This is a genomic window from Synechococcus sp. UW179B (genome assembly GCF_900474245.1).
Taxonomy (GTDB): domain Bacteria; phylum Cyanobacteriota; class Cyanobacteriia; order PCC-6307; family Cyanobiaceae; genus Synechococcus_C.
Window position 1 is genome coordinate 48,188 of sequence record NZ_UCNZ01000024.1, and the last position, 23,186, is coordinate 71,373.

Below are 23,186 nucleotides of genomic sequence, written 5' to 3' on the forward strand. Positions count from 1 at the left end.
GATCAACCTTGGCCAACCGTTATGACATCACCTTATTTAAGTGAGGGGCATTTTTCCAATTCGCCGCCAAGGCAATGATGGCCACTCCACCGCAGACAATTGCAAATTGAAACGGTGCTTGTGGTCCACTCGAAGCAATCAATTGACCGCCAAAGAAGGAAACAATTGCGGCAGCGAGGGTAAAGAGTGATGTGGCAAAACCCATCACCCAGCCCTGCTCTTCTTTGGAAACAGACTCAGAGAAGCCTGTCAACATTGTTGGATAGCCAATACCATGCAAGACCCCTGAAGGCAGCATGATTGCCAAGGCCAGAGGCCCAGAGGGAACGAACAAGAATGCCGTCACACAACCACAAAACAAAACTGTGCAACTCGCCATAATCGTCCGTTTTGAAAACCGTGCATTCAAAGGTTCCACGAGGAGACTGCTGGACCCAATCAAGCCAATCCCCATCAAGAACATTCCAATACTGGAGCCTGTCGCTCCATAGCCAAACCGTGTAGATAGGTTGGCCGACACAAACACATAGAGGCCTAAGACGCACAACATATAGGGAAAGAACGCCGTTGAAACGCGTCGAACAGACTCTCGATTAAGGGCATCCGCTAATAACTTGAACACCACCACTGGATTGGCATCCATCGGACTGGTCTCCGTCTTGACATCTTCAAAACCAAAGAAAACAAGCATCAACCCCACAAAACACAACAAGCCACCAATCAGAAATGGCAAATGTGAGGATGCCAGGCCACCAAGAAGATCCTTATCGGAGAAAAGTCCTCCAATAATGGGGCCCACCACAAGACCAAAGCTCATACCAACCGTTGTTAGTCCTAAATTACGTGCACTTTCTCGATCACTTTTAGCAAGATCAATCATCGCTGCAGCAGCAATCGGTTGAGCTCCAGCAGTGAAGCCAGTCACCCCCCGAGAGACCACCAAAAGAGTGTAATTATGTGAAATCAGAGCCACCGCTGCAATGGCATAACCGGCAATGGCACCAATCAAACAAATCAGGATTCCCGTCTTACGACCAATGCTGTCTGACAGCCTTGAAACATAAATCGATCCAAAAAACCAGGTCAGAAAGAATGTTCCAATCGCTATTCCATAGAGAAGAGCACCCTGTGACTGCGAAACACCAGTTGGAAGGAAGCCAGCATTGGGCTGCATCAACAAAGCAGCAAAAATGGGGAAGGCAAGGCCTTGACCCATCACATCAACAAAACAAGTAAACATCAAAGCGAAAATCGCTAGTGACATCAAATATCCTCTCTAACAAATTAATTTTCCAATAAAAGATGGCAACCAGATAATTCATCGCAACGCCAAGGCAAGTCACCGACACAAACCGTTGCCACAATCCAGGGCTGCAAGAGCAACAAGCAAGCAGCCCGCGACAAGCATGGATCCTTCAGGCTTAGCGACATTGGCTTGATCAAACCAACATTCTTTCCACAGAGATACAACGAGCGCGCGCAATATGAACTCATTTCAGCATTATTTTAAACCTTGGATTCAAGTATTAGACTTAAACCTTGGATTTAAGACTTAGATCCACCATCAGCATCCCCTGCCTATCCTCGGTCGCCAACAACAACGTCGTATCGATCGTATGGCTGGGCCTGTGACCAACAGGCATACATCTCATCTGCCAATCAATGTCGAGATATCGGTTTTCACAACGCAGCCTCTAAAACTAATTTTTCTATGGTTTCAATAGCAATGCATTGGAGTGTTGAAGAGTTGAGCGCAAACCACGCTTGGTTTTTCCGTCCAGCGCAAAAAAAGGGGCAATACCAGCTCGGATCTACCATCCATCAAAGGTTTTTGAACTGCGCAGTCAGGCATGAACCGTGATTTGATCCCCCTTTTTGAGCCTGATGTCTTCCCTGCGGTTTACCAACACCATCACCCGCCGCACGGAACCCTTTCTCCCACTGAAGCCAGGAGAGGTCAGCATTTATTGCTGTGGGGTCACGGTCTATGACCTCTGCCATCTCGGGCATGCCCGCAGCTACATCAACTGGGATGTCTTACGTCGCTATTTGATCTGGCGCGGCTACGCGGTGACGTTCGTTCAAAACTTCACCGACATTGACGACAAAATCCTCAAGCGCGCTGCTGAAGAATCCTCATCGATGGATGAGGTGAGCGAGCGCAACATCGAAGCCTTCCATCAAGACATGGATGCTCTTGGGATCTTGCGCCCCGACCGCATGCCCCGTGCCACCCGTTGTCTGGACAGCATCCGTGGCTTAATCGCAGAGCTTGAAGCCAAAGGGGCGGCCTACTCAGCCGATGGCGATGTCTATTTCGCCGTGATGAAGCACGCGGGATATGGGAAGCTCAGCGGCCGAGACCTCAGTGAGCAGCAAGAGAATGCTGCGGGTCGCGTCGCCGATGCGGAAGAAGCACGAAAGCGACACCCCTTTGATTTCGCCCTTTGGAAACGGGCCAAAGCGGATGAACCCAGCTTTCCATCCCCTTGGGGCGAGGGACGCCCTGGCTGGCACATCGAATGTTCGGCGATGGTGCGTGAAGAACTGGGCGACACCATCGATATCCATCTCGGCGGAGCCGATTTGGTGTTCCCCCATCACGAAAATGAAATCGCCCAGTCGGAAGCGGCCACGGGATCCGAACTCGCTCGGGTTTGGCTGCACAACGGCATGGTGAATGTGGGGGGAGAAAAGATGAGCAAATCCCTGGGCAACTTCACCACCATTCGCGCACTTTTAGACAGCGGCCTCTCGGCGATGGCCCTGCGTCTGTTTGTTTTGCAGGCCCACTACCGCAAGCCTCTGGACTTCACCCCGGAAGCGCTGGAGGCAGCAACCACTGGATGGAAGGGGTTGAATTCCGCCCTCAAGTTGGGCGAAACCCATGCTGCCGCTTTGGGATGGAGCGATCAGTTGCTCCTGAGCGGTGAAGCGGTTCGCGCTGAACTGAGCGCCGATGGACCCTTTGAAGCCTTCAAGCAACGGTTCATCGCCGCCATGGACGATGACCTCAACAGCTCCGGCGCCTTGGCCGTGCTGTTTGATCTCGCTCGTCCGCTGAGGGGCTTAACCAACCGCCTCGATCGCGGCGACCAGCCTGACCAGCCAGCCGCCGAGCTCAACGAACTGCACGCGCGCTGGATGGTGTTGCGCGAACTGGCCGCCGTGCTTGGTTTCCGCAGCGAAACCGATCAGTCACCACCCTCTGAACACGGCCAAGTGGATGCGCAGGCGATTGAACTGGCCATTGCCGATCGCAAAGCAGCGAAACAGGCCAAGAACTATCAAGAAGCCGATCGCATCCGCCAGGCCCTCAGCGACCAAGGCATTGAGCTGATCGACAAGCCAGGTGGACTCACCGATTGGAAAACGATCTAGCGCTCCTTTCCAGCCATCATGGCTTCAATTTTGCGGATCCTTTCCATCGTGGTGATCCAGACCTCCAGACGGAAGTTTTGATCGCCAAGCTCAGGGTCGCTGGGATCGGCAGCTTCGATACGGGCCTTGAGCCCATTCACCATGGCCTCGATATCCTCCTTGGCCTCGAATGCATCCCAAAGCTCCCGCTCTAGACGAGCCCGCTCAATAAAGTTCCAACGTTTGAGCCACAACATCGAACTGCGTCCACAGAGGCTCCTGTCTACCGGATTGCTGACACCACCTAACGGACTCACCCGCCCTTGGAATTCACAAACTTGCATCCTGAAAGCCTGTCCAAGGCCATTCAGCTCTCGGTGTCGCCGGTGTTTTTGCTCGCTGGAATCGGGGCCCTGCTCAATGTGCTGTCCACCAGGCTCGCCCGCGTTGCTGATCACTCACGCCGACTGAGCGAATCAGATGCCAGAGCAGATGATATTGATCGCAAGCATTGCAAGCGGCGAATGCAACATATTCTTCGCGCGATCTGGCTACTCACCTGCGCCACCCTCCTCCTTTCCATCGTGGTTTCAGCGATGTTTATGAGTGTGATCACGCAAGTGAACCTCACCGCAATCGTTGCACCTCTTTTCATCACCACGATGGGGATGTTGATGTTGGCCTCAGTTTCATTCCTCCTGGAGGTTCGCTTGGCAAGCGAATTCGTACAGAGAAAGTTTTAAAACCTGAGCAGCATGCTTTCTTCTACCTGCCTTCTGCCAACTGCCTTCTGCCAACTGACATCAAGCCGCTGGAAACCATTGACGCCATAAATCAACAACGCTGATGACTAAACCAGCCGTGATCACAACAGGAGATACCCAGCGCAGGAAAAACAACATCAAGCGGATGAAGCCCCCTGATGTTTTTGATGTCTGAAGATCATCCCGAAACCGTTTCGGAACCACCCAGCCCATCAGCAGCGCTAACAACAGTCCTCCCAAGATCAACAACACTCCCCCAAAGATTGAATCCATCGCTTCCAACACCGGAATCGACATCGCCGCTGGCAGGCCGGCAATAAAGATCAGCAAGGCCATCAACCATGCCGATCGCCTGCGGGACCAGCCCAAGCGGTCCATCAAGGACGCCACAGGGACCTCCAGCAAGGACACCGAGGAGGTAATCGCCGCGAGGTAGGCCAGTGAGAAGAAGAGCACGGCCACCAGGCGCCCTGCCGACCCAAGGGAAGCAAGCCCAGTGGGAATCGCCAAAAACAAAGCCCCAACCGTGGACTCACTCACCGTTTCCTGCAGACCAAAGCTGATCACCACAGGAAAGGTGATCAATCCAGCCAACAGACCCACGGCCGTATCCAAACCCACCACCGCGATCGCTTCCCTCGGCAGACGGGCACTGCTTTTCAGATAGGCCGAATAGGCAAGGATGCAACCGATACCCGTACCGATCGAGAAAAAGGCCTGGGTAAAGGCATTGCGAATCGTGGTGGGGTTGAACAGCTGCGTTGAATCCCAACGCAACAGAAAGGTTTGGTATCCGCCCACAGCTCCAGACAGGGTGGTGGCCCACAGGGCCAAGCCCACCAACAACACAAACAACAAAGGCAGGGCCCAACGCGATAAACGCTCGATTCCGCCCTGCACGCCAGCAGCCACCACCGCAGCAGTTAAAGCAAGACTGCCCCCTTGGCCAAGCAGGGCGCTATTCCCCTTGCTCACCGAAGCAAACAGCGATTTCGCTGTCTCCATATCGGCTGGCAACCCCACCCATAGGGCATGGACGAGGGTGTGGCCCGTCCACCCCATCAGCACCGCGTAAAACGCCAAAATCCCGCAAGAGGCGATCAAGAACAGCCACCCCATTGGCCGCCAAGCGTCTCCCGCCGCCGCCACAGGAGCGAGCAAGGGACTTTGGGCCGTACTTCTCCCCAGCACCATCTCCGCGATCAGCACGGGCAGGCACACCAACAACACAATCAGCACGTACAGCAGCAGGAAGGCGCCCCCACCTCCCTGGGAGGCGCGATAAGCAAAGCCCCAAAGGTTGCCTAAACCCACAGCGCTCCCCGCCGCGGCGAACACAAATCCCAATCCGGACCGCCAGTGCTCCTTCAGCGCCATTAGCCCGAGTCCATCCGTAATGGTGCGAAGTTTGCCAGGCGCAGGCACTGAGGTGGGAAACTGTGATTAATTGCCTGGATCCCTGTGAAAGCCATCAGCGTTCTGGGCTCCACTGGCTCAATCGGCACCCAGACGCTGGAGATCGTCGAAGATTTCCCCGAGCAATTCCGGGTGGTGGCGCTCAGCGCTGGACGCAACCTCAGCCTGCTCGTGTCCCAAATCCAGAGGCATCGCCCTGATGTGGTGGCCCTAGCGGATCCAGCGCTGCTTGCTGAGCTCAAGGACAGGCTGATGGCCCTGCCTGCAGAGACACGCCCGGAGCCCTTGCCGCACTTGGTGGGTGGCCCCGAAGGACTGGATATAGCAGCGTCCTGGGATTCGGCTGATCTCGTCGTCACCGGCATCGTCGGCTGTGCCGGCTTGCTGCCCACCCTGGCGGCCATCCGAGCGGGCAAAGATCTGGCCGTTGCCAACAAGGAAACGCTGATTGCCGCTGGGCCGGTGGTCTTACCTGAGTTGAAGAAAAGCGGCAGCCGGCTGCTTCCTGCCGACTCGGAACACTCCGCCATCTTCCAGTGCCTGCAGGGAACACCTTGGAGCGACACCGCCCGTCTCTCCACCGGGGTTCCAACGCCTGGCCTACGCCGCATTCAACTCACCGCCTCGGGTGGAGCCTTTCGCGATTGGTCAGCCTCTGAGCTTGAAAAAGCAACGGTGGCCGATGCCACCTCCCATCCCAACTGGAGCATGGGCAAAAAAATCACCGTGGATTCAGCCTCCTTGATGAACAAGGGGTTGGAGGTGATTGAGGCTCACTATTTGTTTGGGCTGGATTACGACCACATCGAGATCGTGATTCATCCTCAAAGCATCATCCATTCCATGGTGGAGCTTGCCGATTCCTCGGTGTTGGCCCAGCTCGGCTGGCCCGACATGAAGCTGCCGATCCTTTATTGCATGAGTTGGCCTTCCAGACTGGAAACCCCATGGCGACGGCTCGATCTCACCGAAGTGGGGCAATTGAGTTTCCGCGCACCGGATCCAGCCAAATATCCCTGCATGGACCTGGCCTACGCCGCAGGGCGTGCTGGCGGCACCATGCCTGCTGTGCTCAACGCAGCCAATGAAGAGGCCGTGGCCCAGTTCCTCGAAGAGAAGATTCACTTTCTCGACATCCCCAAAATGATTGAGGGAGCCTGCGAACAACACAAAGCGGATCTCGCCTCCAGCCCTTCTCTGGATGATGTCTTGGCGGTGGATCAATGGGCGCGCCAGGCCGTGCGCGAGCAGGTGAACCGAGGCACCACGCGCATGACCAGCGCATCGCTGGCCGCATGAACCAGCGGATTAGCCATCACTTGTTGCTCTGCGCCACACCTACAAAAGCCAAGTGCTGTGATCCAGAGATCGGTGCCGCAAGCTGGGACGCTCTCAAGCAACAGGTGCGTGAATTGGACCTCGAAAATCCCAGTCGAGTCCAAGGAATCGTGCTGCGCAGCAAAGCGGATTGCTTACGAATCTGCGATCAGGGCCCCATCTTGTTGGTCTGGCCCGATGGCACCTGGTATGGCGGTGTCACGCCAGAACGCATCAGCAGAATTCTTCAGCAACACATCATCCAAGGACAACCGATCGAGGAGTGGATCCTGAAGACCACGCCCTTCAGTTGAGAGTTTTCAACCACGATGCAGCCAGGGCATCCGCCCAACAGCCCGTGCGCCCGTGAAAACCGTTGTGGCCGCCTTCGCGCGTGAAAATCAACTGAATTGGCTGGTTAGCGGAGACAGCATCCCTTAGCTCGAGGGCCGAGTGAGCGGGAACCCATGGGTCATCAAGAGCCTGAAGCAACAGGGTGGGGGGCAACTGCTGGGGTGATTGGATCAAATGCTGGAGCGGAGACGCCTCCCGGTAATAGGCATCCACGTCCGCAAATCCCCAACGCGGAGCGGTGACGGTGCGATCAAAAGCACGAATGGTGCGCGGTTGCTCAGCACCACTCATGCGCTCAAGATCCAAATCGCTCACGCCAAAGGGATCGGCCAGCGTCTGACGCACCAAGCGCTGCAGCAACCAGCGTTGGTACACCCGATTGCGGGGACGTTCAATCGAGGCGCTGCAGGCAGCCAGATCCAAAGGACTGCTGGCACAGAACAATCCATCCAGGGGCTGGCGCGTTGGATCGAGTCCGGCAGTCACTCGTTCGGCTTGCGTTGAGAGGCATGCATTTAGAAGCATGGTTCCCCCCAGGGAAAGCCCGGCGCCAAACAAGGGCAGCGAGGTTCCTTCTTTGGAGAGCGTGCTGCAGAGCTGTCGCGCCCTATGCAACACAGGCAGAAGGTCGCTGTTGCACTGAGCCGCATAGGTGCCACCGGCCAGATGGCGCCCAGGATCGGCGCCACGCATATTGAGGCGCAGCACCGCATAGCCCGCCTCAAACAGGGCAACCCCAAGCCTGCGCAAACCCTCGCGACGACTGGACCCCCCCAGTCCATGCAGGACAACCACCAAGGCTTTCGGAGCGGCTGGACAATCCAAGAAGGCCAGCAAGGCTCCCGAGCCAGCGGCACCACTTTTCAGGGCAGGCACTTGGATCTCGAGGGGTTGCCCCTGATCGGTCGGCAAATCCACGGGGCGGAGCGTATCCCTCAACGTCTGTAGATCGCCACCCCACCAGGGAAGCCGCTGCTGAAATGGAGCCACCCCCAGTTGCTTCAGCAGCTGGGGGTCTGGGGTTGGATCAGGCCAGCTCACAGGCGAATCATTTCTTACCGACGCCTAATTCCTTGAGTTCTCCCAGCAGATCTCCAAGCACCTTTTTGGCATCGCCAAACACCATGGAGGTGTTGCCGAGTTCAAACAGGTCATTTTTGATGCCGGAATAACCAGCGCTCATGCCGCGCTTCACCACAAACACGGTGCGGGCCTGCTGAACATCCAGCACTGGCATGCCATAGAGCGGTGAATTGGGATCGGTCTTGGCCTGGGGATTCACCACATCGTTGGCACCCAGAACAAGCACGACGTCAGTCGCTGGGAACTCAGGGTTGATCACATCCATCTCCTTGAGCTGCTCGTAGGGCACATCGGCTTCCGCCAGAAGCACATTCATGTGACCGGGCATCCGTCCCGCCACAGGGTGAATGGCGTAGGCCACCTCAATCCCAGCGGCCTCAAGGGAGCGCGTCACCTCTCGCAAGGTGTGCTGGGCTTGAGCCACAGCCAGGCCATAGCCGGGAACGATGATCACCCGTTCTGCCGCTTCCAGGGTGAGGGCACACTCTTCAGCGCTGCAACTGGTGATGTTGGTGTATTCGCCACCACCACCAGAGGCTGTGGAGGAAGCGCCGAGAGCTCCACCAAACAGCACCGACACCAGGGAGCGATTCATGCCGTTGCACATCACCTGGGTAAGGATCAAACCGGCGGCGCCCACCATCGCGCCCGCCACAATCAGCAGCTGACTGCCCACCACAAAACCAGCAGCGGCAGCAGCCACGCCCGAATAGCTGTTCAGAAGGGAGATCACTACGGGCATATCGGCTCCGCCGATCGGCAGGGTGACGCCGATGCCGAGCAACGCCGAGGCCACAACCAGCAGCCACAGTCCGCTTCCACCGTTGCGGATCATCTCGATCGCAGCGATCAAGGACACCACCGCCAAAGCAATGTTCACCACGTGGCGCGCCTTGCTCTGCATCCATGGAGGTGTGGACAACCAGCCCTGGAGCTTGGCCATCGCCACGATCGAACCGGTGAAGGTGATCGAACCCACAAACACCGAGATCACGATCGAAATCTCTTCAACGATTCGAGATTCCCCTTCCGCCCCCATCACAGGGAACAGGGCAACACCAAGGGCCACCAGCAGGGACGACATTCCCCCACAACCGTTGAACAAGGCAACGATCTCGGGCATCGATGTCATCGGCACCCTTTGAGCGGTAATCGCGCCCAAAAGGCCACCAACGATGGTGCCTCCGATGATCCAAGTCCAGGCAGAAGCTGAGATTCCACCCGCAAAGGAATCAACCAAGACTCCCAACACGGCGAGAGCCATGGCAACGGCAGCCAGACGATTGGCCTCCCGCGCAGAACGTACTTTTGAGAGACCCTTGATGCCAAGGGCTAGCAGCAGGACGGCGACCAGGTCGATCGCGTACTTAACAACGACAGCAGTGCTCATCAGCGGTTCTCCTTGCGAGCGGGCTTACGGCTGAACATGGCCAGCATTCGATCGGTGACCAAAAAGCCGCCAATCACATTGAAAAGAGCGAAACCGAGGGACACAGCACCCAAGGCCAATAGAGGCGTATTGCCGTCATTTCCCGCCTTGATGATCAAGGTGAGAGCCGCTAAGACCGTGATCCCTGAAATAGCGTTAGCGCCACTCATCAAGGGGGTGTGCAAAGTGGGAGGCACTTTGCCAATCAGTTCAAGACCGAGAAGGCTGCCGAGCAGCAGGACCCAGAGAGCCTCACTTAAAAACGACATCAGTTGGTACCTCCAGGAGTAAGAACATCGCCACGGCGAATGCTGCCGTCATGGGCGATCAAACAACCAGCAATCAGCTCGTCTTCGGTGTCGAGCGTGAGCTGGCCGTCTTGAAGCGTGGGCTGCAGCAAAGCCAAAAGATTGCGGGCATACAACGAACTGGCGTGATTGGGAACGCTGCAGGGAAGCTCATTCGCACCAATCAGCTTCACGCCTTTGCGGTTCACCGTTTGGGACGGCACGGTGTCGGCACAATTGCCACCTTGAGCCACAGCAAGATCCACCACCACCGATCCGGGGCGCATGCGATCGAGCATGTCTTCACTGATCAAGCGTGGGGCTCGCCGGCCCGGAACTTGGGCTGTGCAAATCGCCACATCAGCTTGGGCGAGCTGGTCAGACAGCTGTTGTCGCTGTGCGGCCAAAAACGCATCCGAGGCTTGCTTGGCATAACCGCCGGATTCGGCTGGCTTGTCCTCCATCTCCGGAGGATCGATGAACCGGGCTCCAAGTGACTCCACCTGCTCTTTCACAGCGGGTCGAATGTCGCTCACGTAAACAACCGCACCCAAACGGCGAGCGGTTGCAACGGCCTGAAGTCCTGCAACACCAGCACCCAGCACCACAACCCTCGCGGGCTGCACGGTGCCCGCTGCGGTCATCAACATCGGGAAATAGCGATCCAAGGCCGCAGCACCGAGCAACACAGCCTTGTAACCAGCGATGTTGGCCTGGGATGAGAGCACATCAGCGGCCTGGGCACGACTGATACGAGGGAGAAGCTCAAGCGCCATGGCTGAGAGCCCACAAGCCTTCATCGCTTCCGATAGCTCGTGATTGCCATAGGGGGACAACATGCCCACCACGAGAGCCCCCCGTCGCAATCGAGCCAGGGATGTTGGGCTTGGGCTTTGCACACACAGCAAAACGTCTGCCTGACCCCAGGTTTGAGCGTCTCCTGGAGCAACCAAATCGGCTCCAGCACTGGCGTAAGCCTCGTCAAGGAAACCGGAGGACACTCCGGCACCACGCTCCACTGCAACGGAGCAGCCGAGGACAATGAATTTTTTAAGGGTCTCGGGTGAAGCCGCTACACGGGTTTCAGCCGCTGCGCTTTCAATCGGGATAAGGAGTCTGGGCAAGTTCGTTGTGCCGCCACCCAGCTGAGATTACGAGGTCGTGGCTCCCGAAACGGATCTTTTCTGTAGAAGCTGACTTAAGGAAGGAGCTGTGGCTAATCAGAGGATTCTGTCTATAAGCACATGGGTCTCTCCGCAATCGAATGTCCCGATGGCGTTTGCCATAGCCATCACGGCGGGCATGCTGTGAATCGCCACACCATGGAAGAACTTCTTGCCGAACACGGCCGGGAATGGTGTGAGCGACTCGCGGAACGGATCTACGAAATGTCCGTAGACACGTTTTCTCAATCGGTGATGCCCAGCCTGCACGCAGCGGGCTGGCAACGACGCCACCTGGATTGGGAATTCAAATTGCAAGACAAACAGTCCGACACAGAGGCCGAGCCGGATCGGACCCTGGTGGATGGAATGATCAACGCCACCGAAAGCTTTCTGCGCAGCAGTGAAGTGCACCGTCTGTTTATTCAAGAGCTCGTCCAGGGAACCTTTGACGAAGCCTCCGATGATCATTTGCGCAGCAACGCCGTGCGACAGCTGATCGAAGGCGAAATTCTGGCCATGATCAAAGACCAAAAGACAGCCATGGTGGAGCGGGTGGTCGCCAAGCTCACCAATGCCGCTGGCGGCGATGCGCAACGGGCCCAAACCGCTGCAGAAGCTGGGTTGATGGAAGTAGAGCGCTTGCTCTACAACCACAGCGAATCTCTTTAATTAAGGGGATCGAGGCGGGTCAGAACAACGGAAGGAGCTCCTGCTCAACCGCCTGCACCAGGGGCCATTGCCTCTGGTGCTGCAACCAACGCAGGCGCAGGATCAAGGGATCGATGTCGCATTCCAGCGGCCAACAATGTTCAAGCTGTTGGCGCTGATCAGGATTGGATCGGTAACGAGGACGGCTTTTGGCCATGGCGGCAGGGGGCCGGAAACCCCAAGAGCTGTTGGCTGGAAGCTAAGGGTGGCATCAACGGATGGAATGGTTAGAAAGACCTAACTTTCGCGGCTGACCGATCGCACGTCCTTCGTTTCAGCTCCCAGGAGACGGCTCGCGCAGCAGGATCCAACCCCGTCAGTGGCAACAGCAACTCGTTCAGCTGCTCCGCAGACGACTGGATCCGGAAGCAAGCCACGGACGCGATGTCTTGATCCATGCGGGACCTGGTGCGGGCAAGACCCTCGGGGCCTTGCTCGGATTTCAAGCCATGCAGCAAGAGGGAAAACTGAAGTGCTTTTTGGTGATGTGTCACCGCACATCGATCCTCAGCCAATGGCGTTCATCAGCAAAACGGCTGGGGCTTCGCCTCGAAGACTGGAGTGAATCAAGCGCCCAGCTTCAATCCCAAAACACCCAATCTCAAAACATCCAAAACGCCGATGGTTGGATCGTCACCTATCAAGGGGCGGCGAGTCAGCTGCAGGGGCTAAAACAGGCGCTCGAGTCATGGGCGGGTGATGAACTGCTCGCGATTGCGGACGAAGCGCATCACCTAGGGGTGGACCCTGATGAACCCGATGGTCCCGTCTGGGGACGCACATTCCTAGAGCTCAGCAGCCAGGCGCGTCTGAGGCTGGGGCTCACAGGAACACCTTTTCGAGCCGACAATCTCGCCTTTTGTGCCGCGAGACGGATCCGTATCCAAGAAGGAGGGCAGCTGGTGGAACAGATCAGCCCTGACCTTTGCGTTGAACCCCGAGAGCTGATTGCAGCGGGCGATGTGCGACCACTGGAATTTCGCTTTCAAGACGGTTGGGTGGAGCACAGCCGTGAGGGCAAGCCTGATCGCGATGTCTCGCCACTCTCTGAGGAGATGCGTGAAAGTTGGAGAGCACGCAATTTGCGCCGGGCGATCCGTTTATCCGACAGCAGCAGCATTGCTCAGCAACTTTTGATCAGAGCCAGGCGCAAGCTGGAGCAGGTGCGTGAACAGCACCCAGGCGCGGGTGGTCTTGTGATCGCCAAAGACATTGCTCACGCCCGCTCGATCAGCACCCTGCTGAGGGAACAGGGTGATCGGGTGGACCTGGTGCATTCACAAGACCCCGAAGCCGCTGTGCGACTCAGCAACTTTCAAGAGGGAGGTGCCGACTGGCTTGTGAGCATCGACATGTGCGCCGAAGGCTTCGACGCCCCCAGGTTGCGTGTTGTCGCCTATCTCACCACGGTCGTGACCCGCAGTCGCTTCGTGCAGGGCATCACCCGCGCCGTTCGGATGTGCAACAACAGGGCGGCTACAGAAACGGTGCCAAGAGACCCTTCTTATGTCTTTGCTCCAGCAGACCCCTTGCTGATGAGCTACGCGCGCAGTTGGTCGCTCTCAGAGCCCTATCGAATTCAAGCGCAACCGCAGGAGGTGGATGCCGATGACCCGCTGCAGTCCGGTGCATGGAGAGGTCCAAGCCTGCCCTTGGAGGCTGTTAACGATGGCGCCGGTGCCGTCATTCGACTCAGAACCCCCGAATTACCCAATTTTTTGCATCAATGAAAACTTCTCCGTAGAAAAAAAAATGCGACGTTGTGCGAAATCACACACGATGTTGGCTCTCCAACAGGCAATGTGGTTTCTATCTGGGAGTCAGTCATGGACGCAGCACTTGAACGACGAGTCAGTGTTGCCACCTGCTGGGCAACAACCAGAATCAATGCTCTGGACAGCGCTGAGCGCTACGAGGACAGCTACGCCCTGACCCAAGAATTCAGGGAATGGATCACATGTATCGGGGAAAGTCCGGAACTGTTCGCTGAATCTGTGCTGAGCGTGGGGAAAATTTCAAAGAACCAAAAAGGTCTTGACCTCGAAGAAGGGGCGGAAGACTCGGTCGAAATCTAAATAAATTATTAAATCTTGCTCTTACGACACATCTTTTTCCGGAAATTTCACGGCGCTTCGCAATAAAAACGGAGCGATTACCAAGAGGTTCCGTTTAGATTCAACTCATACTCAATACGCATAAGCCATGGGCGTGAGCGAGAATTTAGTGATTGTTGGATCCGGCCCGGCTGGGTACACGGCAGCCATTTACGCGGCAAGAGCCAACCTCAATCCGCTGCTCATCACTGGGTTTCAGCGCGGAGGCATCCCCGGCGGTCAACTGATGACCACCACCCATGTTGAAAATTTCCCAGGCTTTCCTGATGGGGTCCTTGGCCCCGATCTGATGGATCTCATGAAGGCGCAAGCGGAGCGCTGGGGCACTCACCTGCTCGAAGCCGATGCTGACGTCATCGACCTGAGCCAACGTCCCTACACCATTCAGGCGGACGGCGAGACGATCCAAACCCAATCGATCATCATCGCCACTGGCGCGAGTGCCAACCGCCTGGGCTTGCCCAGCGAAGATCGCTTCTGGAGCCAGGGAATCAGTGCCTGCGCTATTTGCGATGGCGCAACTCCCCAGTTCCGCAATGAAGAGTTGGCGGTGGTTGGCGGTGGAGATTCCGCTTGTGAGGAAGCGGTGTATCTCACCAAATACGGCAGTCATGTGCACCTATTGGTGCGTTCGGAGCGCTTACGGGCTAGCGCCGCCATGGCTGATCGCGTTCAAGCCAATCCCCAAATCACGGTGCATTGGAACACCGAGGTGCTGGATGTGGAAGGAACGGAGTGGATGAACGGCCTCCGCCTCCGCAATCGAGACAGCGGCCAGGAAGAAACACTGGCTGTACGTGGCATGTTTTATGCCATCGGTCACACACCCAACACCGAGCTCTTGAAAGGCCAACTGGATTGCGATCCCCGCGGCTATCTCGTCACTCAACCCGGCAGACCCGAGACCTCCCTCGAGGGGGTGTTTGCAGCGGGTGACGTCGCTGACGCGGAATGGCGCCAAGGGATTACGGCTGCAGGCAGTGGTTGCCAAGCGGCGCTTGCCGCAGAGCGCTGGTTAAGCCACCACGACTTGGCCACCCTCGTTCGTCGTGAGCAGGTGGAACCGCAAAAAGCCACGGCACCGCAAACCATCGAAGCAACAACAGAAGCCACCTATGACGCCGGCGCTGAATGGCAAAAAGGCAGCTATGCGCTGCGCAAGCTCTATCACGACAGCAACAAGCCCTTGCTCGTGATTTACAGCTCCCCAAGCTGCGGCCCCTGTCATGTGCTGAAGCCGCAACTCAAACGGGTGTTATCAGAGCTGAATGGACAGGCTCAAGGCGTTGAAATTGACATCGAAGCCGATCAGGAGATTGCCGAACAGGCAGGCGTTAACGGCACCCCAACGGTCCAACTGTTTTTTGATAAGTCTCTCCAGCAGCAATGGCGCGGGGTGAAACAGCGCAGTGAATTCAAGGGGGCGATCGAGGCCCTTCTCAAGGGCCAATAAGGCAAGAACCGATGCGTTAACGGCGGCGTGGGCCACCAGGACGATTACCGCCTGGACGTCCACCCGGTGCGCCGGCGTTGCGCTCGCGGTAGGTAATCCGACCACGGGTCAGGTCATAGGGACTGATTTCCACCAAAACCTTGTCGCCGGCGAGCAGTTTGATGCGGAATTTCGTGAGCTTTCCGGCGGCACGGCACAGGCACTGGTGACCAGCAGGCTGCTCCAGGGTTACGAGGTAAAACCCGTTCCCCTGCTCTTTTTCAATCACACCCGAGGTCTCAATCATGCGCCAAGGTCAACGTCGTCATTGACACCAGTTTAGAAGGCCACCTCCAACGCATTTCCACCATTGCGCCGTCACTCTCTTTAGGGTCGATGCCCCTACTAACAGCCCTTTGATGCTCCCCCCGCTTTCCCTCGACCTGGGCCTGTTGCTTATTTCTATCGGCGCTGTGAATCTCTGGCGTAATCGCCAAAATGCGAATTAGCTTATTGACCAGCTTTGAAGTGTGTATTTGTCAGAATCAGTCCTGATTGCATTTACATCTCTGGTTCAATCAGATTTTGAGCTGCGGGAACAGGTTCGCCAGGCACCCTCATGAGGAGGCAAGCAGAGAAGATTAAGCCTCTTCATGACAACCATTTCATCGACGCCTCAAGCTTGGGAGAAGCCCTTTTCTGGTTTGGAGCTCACCACTGACCCTTCTTCTTCACAAGCCCTACGGGGTTCTCAGTCAGTTCACACCTGAACCGCAAAGCCGCTGGGGATGCTTAGCGGAGTGGGTCCCCATTCCCGATGTTTACGCTGCTGGGCGCCTCGATGCCGACAGCGAGGGGTTGTTGTTGCTCACCGATAACGGTCGGCTGCAGCAACGCCTCACCGATCCTCGCTTCGGCCATTGGCGGCAGTACTGGGTTCAAGTGGAGGGTTGCGCTACCGATCGCCAGCTGGATCAACTTCAGCGAGGAGTGATGATTCAAGGGCGCCTGACCCGTCCTGCCACAGCAAGGCTGCTGGCGGAGCACGAGACACAGACAATCGGCGATCGCCAGCCGCCGATTCGCGAACGCCGCTCGATTCCAACCTGCTGGATTTGTCTTGAACTCCGCGAAGGACGCAACCGTCAAGTCAGGCGGATGACCGCAGCCGTGGGCCTCCCCACACTGCGGTTGATTCGTCATTCCATCGACTTGATGGATGGGGAGAAACGTTTGAGCCTCGAAGGCCTCGATCCTGGGAAGTGGCGAGAGGTCACCCGGGCGGAAGATCAGCGCCTACAGCGACTGCTTAGCCGCTCGGCAACGCACCGGTGAGCGTGACCGCGCGAAATTCGATTCCCTCCACAACCCTCCAGGGCGTCTCAGAACGCTCTGCGTATTGCACCTGCTCAAGCCCTAGCGCTCGGAAATCCTCCAGAAACGCCTCCTCCAACCAGGCCCCGCTGATGCAGCCACTCCAAAGCTCGGCGTCCTGCTGAAGAGCCATCGGCACCGGGCGATCACAAACGATGTCGCTGATCGCAACGCGGCCGGCAGGCCGAAGCACGCGCCGAATGTTCTGCAACAACAGCTCGCGTGCCGAGGGATTCACCAGATTCAGCACGCAATTACTGAGCACCACATCCACGCTGCAATCAGCGACCAGGGGGTCACCCTGAGCATTGGTGGCATCCAGGGCCTCAATGGCACCCTCGAGAAAGCAAACATTGGCGTAGCCAATCCGCTCTGCCACCACGGGGGCAGCAGAACGCGAGAGGGCCAACATGTCCGCATTTCGGTCCACACCAATCACGCGGCCTGTCGCCCCAACCACCTGCGAACAGATAAAGGCATTCTTGCCACTTCCACTGCCGAGATCCAACACAGCATCTCCAGACCGCACCCAACGGGTGGGGTCCCCACAGCCGTAATCCCTCTCCACCACCTCCTGGGGGAGGGGCTTCAGCAAAGAGGGATCGAATGCCACCGGCGTGCAAAGGCAGGCCTCCTGTTCCGCTGCGGCAGCACCGTACCGGTCCTCTACCGCCTGGGTCTGATCCAGAGAAGACGGAGTGGGGCCGCAACAAGACGACATCGGCAACGGGGCGTACGTGCTCCCCATTCTGGACAGGACCGAGCTTGAAAGAGGCAGAGCCTCCTAGCTCAGAACATCCTGAAGCTCACGAACGGTCTGCCATTGCCCGTAGTAGTAATTGGCGCTGGCGCGGCGATCGATATCTTCAATGCCATCAAACGCGTCGAAGCCAACGCTTTGCCAAAGCTCATGGCCACAGGCACGGTTGAGCTCCGTTTCCGCTTCTCGGGCGAGATTGTCGAGCCGTCGCTGAAGATTTTTAACCTGGGCGACAGACATGACAACTCTCCAAAAACGACACGATCCTAGCGGTTAAATAGTACAAGCGCACTATGTATTGACTCAAGGTGCCTAGAAGGGAAGCTTTTTCTTGGCGTTCTTGTCGAGATCGGCCTCCATATCCTTGAGGCGCTTCAAGATCGTGTCGTAGTACTCACGGATATAGGTCTCCATCTGCGTGGTTTGATCGAGGTCTAGGCCGAACGTTCGATAACTGGCCTCCATCGGGGCATCAAGGGAGCCCCCGCCACCGGTGACATCGGCAAAGGCAAGGCGCTCTGCCACGTTTACGGCCGGTTCAAAGAATGAACAGATGCCTTGCATCAGATTGAGCAAGGCTCCAGGCACGCGAAACACCCTTGCCGAGCGAGAACTCGCCAGTTCACAGAGCTGAATCACCTCTCCGGTATTCCAGGCTTTGGGACCTACGACGGGGTAGGAGCATCGAATCGTTTCTGGAAGTTCGACGGCGGCAACAGCAAAACGAGCCATGTCTTGCGTGTTCATGTAAGCGATCGGGGTTGGACTACCACTCACCCAGACCGTTTGACTTTCCAAAATTGGAATCGCAAATTGACTGATCACGCCCTGCATGAACGCCGCTCCTTGCAGGATTGTGTAGTCAAGATCTGACTCTTCCAGCAAACGCTCGGTGCAGTGCTTGATGTCCATCAAAGGGACATTGCGGTGATTCGCAGCACCCAGGAGGGAGAGGAACACGAACCGCTTCACATCGGCCTTCTCACAAGCCCTGAGCAGGTTGAGCTTTCCTTCCCAATCAGTCACATAAATGCTGTTGGGGTCTGTTGGCCGGCTGGTGGCAGCATCGATGACCGCATCCATGCCTTCGAGTGCGTAATCAAGGCTGGCCAGCTCTAGCAGATCACCTCGCGTGAGCTCACAACCCCACTCTTGTAGGAAGGCTGCCTTTCGAGGTGAGCGCACTACGCAACGCACTTTGTGGCCAGCATCAATCGCTTGTTTTGCGATTTGACGACCAAGCGTTCCTGTCCCACCAACCACCAGAACCTGCATCGGGTCAGTCATTGCAAGCGTGGAGCCTAAAGGGAGCAAAGGCCAGGCGCGCCCATCAATCGCCTTGGAGTTTCAAAAGCAAGGCACCACCTGCGAGGCCCACGGGAATCAACACCCAGAACACGACAGCAATTCCGAAAATTTCCGAAGCCATGAAACGGGATTCAAAATCAACATCTATTTAACGATCTTTCCCGCCGAATTCGGCGCATCGTCGTAACAAGATGCCGAGAGGCGCATTGGTTCGCACCTGCCCAGCCATCACTCCACTCACGCAGGCGCCATACCCGGAGGCCCGAAGAGCGGCAACCAAGGGCTCGATCGCCGGCGGACCTTTGAGCTGAAACCGTCGAGACAATTCAGCCGTTGACCAGCAACAGGCCGGTTGACCGGGATCCGCCAACAGCCCCTCCAACATCCGCCTGCTGCGAGGAGCAAGGGTCTGGTCGTGCCCCTTGCTCAACCCTGCATCAAGCCCTGAGTTGAAGCCTGCGTCCAAGCGGTCACTGATCTCCAAGAGCCCGTTGATCGCGGAAACATTCTGAATCGGACCGATCCAGAGCGGACCACTCACCGCCCAGCGTCCGCAGCCATCCGTACAGGCGCAGGGCCTCCACCCCTGGAGGTCCAACATCGCTTGCACCGCTTGATCCCCGCAGCGCTCACAACGGGCGACGAAGCCCAGCTGCTGCTCCTCACCGGAACGGATGCGCTGGCGCATGCGCACCGCCACACGGAAGGTGCGGCCATCGCTGTAGCTGAACAACGGTTCGAGGCCCCGTCCCAGCAGCCAAGCCTCACGGGCGACAGCAGCCAGTTGCAGACGCAGCGCCAGCTCCCAGCTCGATGGATGAGCACGAGCCGCGGCACCAAACCGACGCACAGCGGCAAACCGGTCATGCCCCGTCGGAGAGCGACCGTCAGTGCTCGCAAGCAACAGCACGCCTCCAAACCGCATCGCCTGAAGCGTCGACTGCAGCAAAACATTTGGGCAGCCAAACGGATCGATATCGATCAGATCGAAGAAGCGGTGCTCCAAATAGGCCTCACGCAACAGACGCTCCGCCGGCTGATGGATCTGGTTGAGCACAACCCCGTCGCAGGCATGCAACGGTTCGAGATTGGCAGCCAGCAGCGGCCCACGCTCTTGATCGGCGTCATTCACCCAAAGCTCCACAGGCTGATGGGACGCTCCTCGCGCCTCCAGCGCCCAGCGCAACGAACGGATCCCGCAGCCAGCCATGAGGTCAAGCCAGCGCAGGGGACGCTCTCTGGTGGCGCCCTCCAAGGTGGAAGCGGCTAACAACACGGAGAGGTCTCTCGCCGGTCTGGAGTCGGGGCGAAAGAAACCACTCCCGGGCCGCAATGTGGCCATCCCTTCGCGATAGTGAGCGTTCAACTCCGTCAGGCGTGTGCACGCAACCGCTCTCCAGCCTGCCTCCAACGGTGCCGAATGGGGCGAAAGCGCTATTTGGATCTGGAAGAGCTACCGCTGTCACTGGCGCGTACTCGGGGATCCCCAAGCCCCGGCGATGGTTCTGCTGCATGGGTTTGGTGCCAGCAGCAGCCATTGGCGGCACAACGCGGCCCCGCTCTCAAGGGCTGGATATCGGGTTTATGGACTTGATTTGATCGGTTTCGGCCGCTCTGAACAACCGGGGCTTCATCCCCAGATCCGCTTGGACAACCGTCTTTGGGCGCGGCAGTTGGCAGCCTTTGTGGAACAGGTGGTTCAAAAACCTGCTGTCTTGGTGGGCAATTCCTTGGGGGGTCTCACCGCACTCACCACCGCGGCCTTTCGGCCTGAATTAACAACGGCAGTGGTTGTGGCGCCGCTGCCCGATCCCGCCCTGATCAAGCCGCTGCCACAGCGGCTGTCACCCCGCCGTCGCCGGCTACGGAATGTAGCTGTGCCGTTGCTCTGCCGCCTGCTGCCACTCGAACTTCTCGTTCCCTTGATCAGCCGCACCTCGCTGCTGCGCATGGGGCTCCAAGGGGCATATTCACGCTCCATCCGCTCCGATCGGGAATTGCATCAGCTGATTGCCAGCCCAGCCCGTCGCCGGACCGCCGCACGCAGCCTGCGCGCCATGAGTGTTGGCATGGCCTTGCGTCCACGCGGAGCCACAGCACCAGCGTTGCTGGAGCGATTAGCCAAGCAGGATCGGCCCCTGCCCCTCCTCTTGCTTTGGGGCCGGCAGGACCGATTCGTGCCTTTGCTGATTGGCGAAAACCTTCAAAGACAGCATTCCTGGCTGAAGCTCTGCGTGCTCGACGGCAGTGGCCATTGCCCCCACGATGAAAGCCCCGAACACTTCCATCAAGAGCTTTTGCGCTGGCTGGACCTTAATTTAGGGAGAACAAGCGCGCTGGAAGCACAGCAACGGGCATGAAGCACACCCTGTCCGTCCTGGTGGAGGACGAATCCGGCGCACTGAGCCGCATCGCCGGCCTGTTCGCCAGACGTGGCTTCAACATCGACAGCTTGGCGGTGGGTCCTGCTGAAACGAACGGGCAATCGCGTCTCACCATGGTGGTGGAAGGCGATGAGCACACCCTTCAGCAAATGAGCAAGCAGCTCGACAAGTTGGTGAACGTGCTCCAGGTGCTCGATCTCTCGCAAATCCCTGCAGTGGAACGGGAGCTGATGCTGATGAAGGTTGCCGCACCAGCAGAACAACGCAGCGGCATTCTTGAATTGGTGCAGGTCTTTCGCGCCAAAGTGGTGGATGTGGCCGATGACGCGCTCACCCTGGAAGTGGTGGGAGATCCGGGCAAATTGGTGGCCCTAGAACGCCTGATGGCTCCCTACGGCATCTTGGAAATCGCCCGAACCGGGAAGGTGGCCCTGGAACGGGCTTCAGGAGTGAACACCGAATTGCTGAAATCAGCCATCAGCGGAGCGCGTGTGCCCGCTTGATGGCTGATTTTCAAAGGCCTGGCGTCAGGAGCTTCGCCTTGAGCAATTTGTCGTCCTGTTGGATCGCATCGACGACATCCAAGCCATCGGTAACGCGACCAAAGACGGCATAACGGCCATCCAGCTCAGGCAGCGGTCGTAAGGCGATATAGAACTGAGCGCTTGCCGAATCGGGAGATTGGGAGCGAGCCATGGCAAGAGCGCCTCGCTCATGACTCAGCGTGAGCTTCTGCAGATCACTGGGATTGGTGCTCTGGCGGCTATAGCGCGGCTGATCTTCATTTTGATATGACAGCTCAAGGGGAATGAATCGCGCCTGCCCACTATCTGGATCCACAAAACTTCCTGTTCCGTACTGAGATTTCGAGGTGTTCGGATCACTGGATGTGGGGTCACCACCCTGCACCACAAAAGGCACAGGCTCACGAATCACCCTGTGAAACACGGTGCCGTCGTACGCACCTCTTTTGACAAGGTCCACAAAATTGCCAGCCGTCACAGGTGCCGCATCACCATCGAGCTCAAGCTTGACCACCCCGCGGGTGGTTGTGAGCTCCACATTGGCCTTCCCTTGAAGACAGGGACTACTGGCCTGACTGCAGCCCGTAGGGACTGAAGCCGTTGACGCTGTATTGGACTGAGAGCAACCAACAAGAAGTGGCAAGCAGACAGCAAGAGATAAAAGCGTCCGCATGATTGAGCGCTTCATAAAAGAGAAAAAGGTCAAAGTCCTTCGAGATTCACACCTAAAAAACGTGCCAACTCAGCTCCGTCCTGTTCCAACTGGGCCAGGGGGAGGGGTTCACCAACACGGGTGAGGGGCATGTCTCGTCTTCCGCGAACACGAAGCGAAATCCGGCGCCGAGTGTTGAAGCCATCCCTCACCTCAACTTTCACCGCCTGGATGTCTTTCATGGGGATCTCAACGCTGATCGGCTTACGAAATCCACGCCTTGAGATGGTCACCACACCTGCGGAGCGATCAAAACGGTTGCTACCCGAGCCGACATTGATCGTGATCACGGCCCACAAATAGGTGGCGAGAAGGGCAGCCGCAAGGCTGTACAACCCCATGACCAGTCCCTGAGGAACAAACACCAGGCCAGCGGGATGGCCCAGGGGGAGGAGATCCCTACCCAAGTAGCTGGAAAGAGAAGCAAACAGAAAACCAATACCGCCAATCGTCACCATCAAGGCAACGAGAATGTTCGAAAGCCGGCGCGAGCCGAGGACGGGTTGTTCGAGCAGTTCAGCGGCCATCAAAGCCCAAAATCAAAGGTCATTTTGGACTGCGAAGCCAATCAGCTGAGCCCGCTACAAAGCATTGCCACGAAACGAGGACTCAAATCGAAAGAAACCCAGAAGATGCATTCCGATACAACGGGTTTCAGCTGAGCCATCTAAGCCCCGAATGACCCAACAAGATT

Annotated in this window: 27 protein-coding genes; 11 read left to right on the forward strand and 16 right to left on the reverse strand. The window is 57.3% G+C overall.

The window, feature by feature from the left end; all coding sequences use genetic code 11:
* Window positions 1–19: 19 nt before the first annotated feature.
* Entirely contained in the window at window positions 20–1,264 is a 1,245-nt protein-coding gene (locus DXY38_RS10880) for an MFS transporter (RefSeq protein WP_115071662.1), read from the reverse strand.
* A 620-nt stretch (window positions 1,265–1,884) separates the two neighbouring features.
* Between DXY38_RS10880 and cysS the strand changes: the two genes are divergently transcribed.
* Window positions 1,885–3,381, forward strand: a complete 1,497-nt coding sequence (gene cysS / locus DXY38_RS10890) for a cysteine--tRNA ligase (RefSeq protein ID WP_115071664.1) — start codon at window positions 1,885–1,887, stop codon at window positions 3,379–3,381.
* On the opposite strand, the gene DXY38_RS10895 is transcribed toward cysS, so the two are convergent.
* On the reverse strand, window positions 3,378–3,617 hold the full coding sequence (locus tag DXY38_RS10895) for a hypothetical protein (protein WP_115071713.1): 240 nt from the start codon (window positions 3,615–3,617) through the stop codon (window positions 3,378–3,380). The two genes, cysS and DXY38_RS10895, sit on opposite strands and share 4 nt — an antisense overlap.
* A 66-nt stretch (window positions 3,618–3,683) precedes the next feature.
* Here DXY38_RS10895 and DXY38_RS10900 point away from each other — a divergent pair, with 66 nt between their 5' ends.
* A complete protein-coding gene (locus DXY38_RS10900) occupies window positions 3,684–4,103 on the forward strand; it encodes a DUF2721 domain-containing protein (RefSeq protein ID WP_006852217.1) in 420 nt (139 codons plus the stop codon).
* A 60-nt stretch (window positions 4,104–4,163) separates the two neighbouring features.
* On the opposite strand, the gene DXY38_RS10905 is transcribed toward DXY38_RS10900, so the two are convergent.
* Complete coding sequence (locus DXY38_RS10905) at window positions 4,164–5,501, reverse strand: sodium-dependent transporter (RefSeq protein WP_115071714.1); 1,338 nt, start codon at window positions 5,499–5,501, stop codon at window positions 4,164–4,166.
* A gap of 84 nt (window positions 5,502–5,585) precedes the next feature.
* On the opposite strand from DXY38_RS10905, the gene DXY38_RS10910 reads away from it, so the two are divergent.
* Both DXY38_RS10910 and DXY38_RS10915 read left to right on the forward strand, forming a co-directional pair.
* Window positions 5,586–6,839 (forward strand): 1-deoxy-D-xylulose-5-phosphate reductoisomerase, encoded by a 1,254-nt coding sequence (locus DXY38_RS10910; protein ID WP_115071665.1) that lies wholly within the window; start codon window positions 5,586–5,588, stop codon window positions 6,837–6,839.
* Window positions 6,836–7,171, forward strand: coding sequence for a ferredoxin (locus DXY38_RS10915; protein ID WP_115071666.1), 336 nt, complete (start codon window positions 6,836–6,838; stop codon window positions 7,169–7,171). Before DXY38_RS10910 ends, DXY38_RS10915 begins: the two co-directional genes overlap by 4 nt.
* Here the strand turns inward: DXY38_RS10915 and DXY38_RS10920 are convergent.
* From DXY38_RS10920 to DXY38_RS10935, 4 genes are read right to left on the reverse strand one after another with little or no spacing between them, the layout of a single operon-like run.
* Entirely contained in the window at window positions 7,164–8,252 is a 1,089-nt protein-coding gene (locus DXY38_RS10920) for a YheT family hydrolase (RefSeq protein ID WP_115071667.1), read from the reverse strand. The two genes, DXY38_RS10915 and DXY38_RS10920, sit on opposite strands and share 8 nt — an antisense overlap.
* 7 nt (window positions 8,253–8,259) lie before the next feature.
* On the reverse strand, window positions 8,260–9,684 hold the full coding sequence (locus DXY38_RS10925; protein ID WP_006852212.1) for an NAD(P)(+) transhydrogenase (Re/Si-specific) subunit beta: 1,425 nt from the start codon (window positions 9,682–9,684) through the stop codon (window positions 8,260–8,262).
* On the reverse strand, window positions 9,684–9,992 hold the full coding sequence (locus DXY38_RS10930) for an NAD(P) transhydrogenase subunit alpha (protein ID WP_006852211.1): 309 nt from the start codon (window positions 9,990–9,992) through the stop codon (window positions 9,684–9,686). Before DXY38_RS10930 ends, DXY38_RS10925 begins: the two co-directional genes overlap by 1 nt.
* Window positions 9,992–11,134 carry a Re/Si-specific NAD(P)(+) transhydrogenase subunit alpha gene (locus DXY38_RS10935; RefSeq protein WP_170952930.1) on the reverse strand — a complete coding sequence of 381 codons (1,143 nt, stop codon included), beginning with the start codon at window positions 11,132–11,134 and terminating at the stop codon, window positions 9,992–9,994. Before DXY38_RS10935 ends, DXY38_RS10930 begins: the two co-directional genes overlap by 1 nt.
* A 120-nt stretch (window positions 11,135–11,254) precedes the next feature.
* Between DXY38_RS10935 and DXY38_RS10940 the strand changes: the two genes are divergently transcribed.
* Window positions 11,255–11,845: an EF-1 guanine nucleotide exchange domain-containing protein gene (locus DXY38_RS10940; protein ID WP_115071668.1), complete on the forward strand. Its 591-nt coding sequence runs from the start codon at window positions 11,255–11,257 to the stop codon at window positions 11,843–11,845.
* A gap of 19 nt (window positions 11,846–11,864) precedes the next feature.
* On the opposite strand, the gene DXY38_RS13755 is transcribed toward DXY38_RS10940, so the two are convergent.
* Window positions 11,865–12,041 (reverse strand): hypothetical protein, encoded by a 177-nt coding sequence (locus tag DXY38_RS13755; RefSeq protein ID WP_006852208.1) that lies wholly within the window; start codon window positions 12,039–12,041, stop codon window positions 11,865–11,867.
* Between the two features lie 148 nt (window positions 12,042–12,189).
* Here DXY38_RS13755 and DXY38_RS10945 point away from each other — a divergent pair, with 148 nt between their 5' ends.
* The 3 genes from DXY38_RS10945 (at window position 12,190) to trxB (ending at window position 15,451) form a co-directional block, all read left to right on the forward strand.
* The gene (locus tag DXY38_RS10945; protein WP_115071669.1) at window positions 12,190–13,614 is read left to right on the forward strand and encodes a DEAD/DEAH box helicase family protein; all 1,425 of its coding nucleotides are present in this window, start codon (window positions 12,190–12,192) and stop codon (window positions 13,612–13,614) included.
* A 96-nt stretch (window positions 13,615–13,710) separates the two neighbouring features.
* Complete coding sequence (locus tag DXY38_RS10950; protein WP_006852206.1) at window positions 13,711–13,959, forward strand: hypothetical protein; 249 nt, start codon at window positions 13,711–13,713, stop codon at window positions 13,957–13,959.
* Between the two features lie 127 nt (window positions 13,960–14,086).
* Window positions 14,087–15,451 (forward strand): thioredoxin-disulfide reductase, encoded by a 1,365-nt coding sequence (gene trxB / locus DXY38_RS10955; RefSeq protein ID WP_115071670.1) that lies wholly within the window; start codon window positions 14,087–14,089, stop codon window positions 15,449–15,451.
* Between the two features lie 16 nt (window positions 15,452–15,467).
* Here trxB and infA read toward each other — a convergent pair whose 3' ends face one another.
* On the reverse strand, window positions 15,468–15,737 hold the full coding sequence (gene infA, locus DXY38_RS10960) for a translation initiation factor IF-1 (RefSeq protein WP_006041809.1): 270 nt from the start codon (window positions 15,735–15,737) through the stop codon (window positions 15,468–15,470).
* Between the two features lie 392 nt (window positions 15,738–16,129).
* Between infA and DXY38_RS10970 the strand changes: the two genes are divergently transcribed.
* Window positions 16,130–16,765, forward strand: coding sequence for a pseudouridine synthase (locus DXY38_RS10970; protein ID WP_115071671.1), 636 nt, complete (start codon window positions 16,130–16,132; stop codon window positions 16,763–16,765).
* On the opposite strand, the gene DXY38_RS10975 is transcribed toward DXY38_RS10970, so the two are convergent.
* The 5 genes from DXY38_RS10975 to DXY38_RS10995 all read right to left on the reverse strand — a co-directional run bounded on the left by DXY38_RS10975 (window position 16,740) and on the right by DXY38_RS10995 (window position 20,214).
* Complete coding sequence (locus DXY38_RS10975; RefSeq protein WP_244279105.1) at window positions 16,740–17,552, reverse strand: methyltransferase domain-containing protein; 813 nt, start codon at window positions 17,550–17,552, stop codon at window positions 16,740–16,742. The genes DXY38_RS10970 and DXY38_RS10975 overlap by 26 nt on opposite strands.
* A gap of 36 nt (window positions 17,553–17,588) precedes the next feature.
* Window positions 17,589–17,804 carry a hypothetical protein gene (locus DXY38_RS10980; protein ID WP_006852201.1) on the reverse strand — a complete coding sequence of 72 codons (216 nt, stop codon included), beginning with the start codon at window positions 17,802–17,804 and terminating at the stop codon, window positions 17,589–17,591.
* 72 nt (window positions 17,805–17,876) lie between these two features.
* Entirely contained in the window at window positions 17,877–18,839 is a 963-nt protein-coding gene (locus DXY38_RS10985; protein WP_115071717.1) for an NAD(P)H-binding protein, read from the reverse strand.
* A gap of 55 nt (window positions 18,840–18,894) precedes the next feature.
* Complete coding sequence (gene petM, locus DXY38_RS10990; RefSeq protein WP_006852199.1) at window positions 18,895–18,993, reverse strand: cytochrome b6-f complex subunit PetM; 99 nt, start codon at window positions 18,991–18,993, stop codon at window positions 18,895–18,897.
* A 27-nt stretch (window positions 18,994–19,020) separates the two neighbouring features.
* The gene (locus DXY38_RS10995; RefSeq protein WP_115071672.1) at window positions 19,021–20,214 is read right to left on the reverse strand and encodes a N2,N2-dimethylguanosine tRNA methyltransferase; all 1,194 of its coding nucleotides are present in this window, start codon (window positions 20,212–20,214) and stop codon (window positions 19,021–19,023) included.
* Between the two features lie 37 nt (window positions 20,215–20,251).
* On the opposite strand from DXY38_RS10995, the gene DXY38_RS11000 reads away from it, so the two are divergent.
* A complete protein-coding gene (locus DXY38_RS11000) occupies window positions 20,252–21,232 on the forward strand; it encodes an alpha/beta fold hydrolase (protein ID WP_115071673.1) in 981 nt (326 codons plus the stop codon).
* Window positions 21,229–21,759 (forward strand): acetolactate synthase small subunit, encoded by a 531-nt coding sequence (gene ilvN / locus DXY38_RS11005; protein WP_115071674.1) that lies wholly within the window; start codon window positions 21,229–21,231, stop codon window positions 21,757–21,759. The genes DXY38_RS11000 and ilvN overlap by 4 nt, the downstream gene beginning before the upstream one ends.
* A 10-nt stretch (window positions 21,760–21,769) precedes the next feature.
* Here ilvN and DXY38_RS11010 read toward each other — a convergent pair whose 3' ends face one another.
* Window positions 21,770–22,453: a peptidylprolyl isomerase gene (locus DXY38_RS11010; protein ID WP_115071718.1), complete on the reverse strand. Its 684-nt coding sequence runs from the start codon at window positions 22,451–22,453 to the stop codon at window positions 21,770–21,772.
* A gap of 29 nt (window positions 22,454–22,482) precedes the next feature.
* On the reverse strand, window positions 22,483–23,019 hold the full coding sequence (locus DXY38_RS11015; RefSeq protein WP_115071675.1) for a photosystem I assembly protein Ycf4: 537 nt from the start codon (window positions 23,017–23,019) through the stop codon (window positions 22,483–22,485).
* Between the last annotated feature and the right edge of the window lie 167 nt (window positions 23,020–23,186).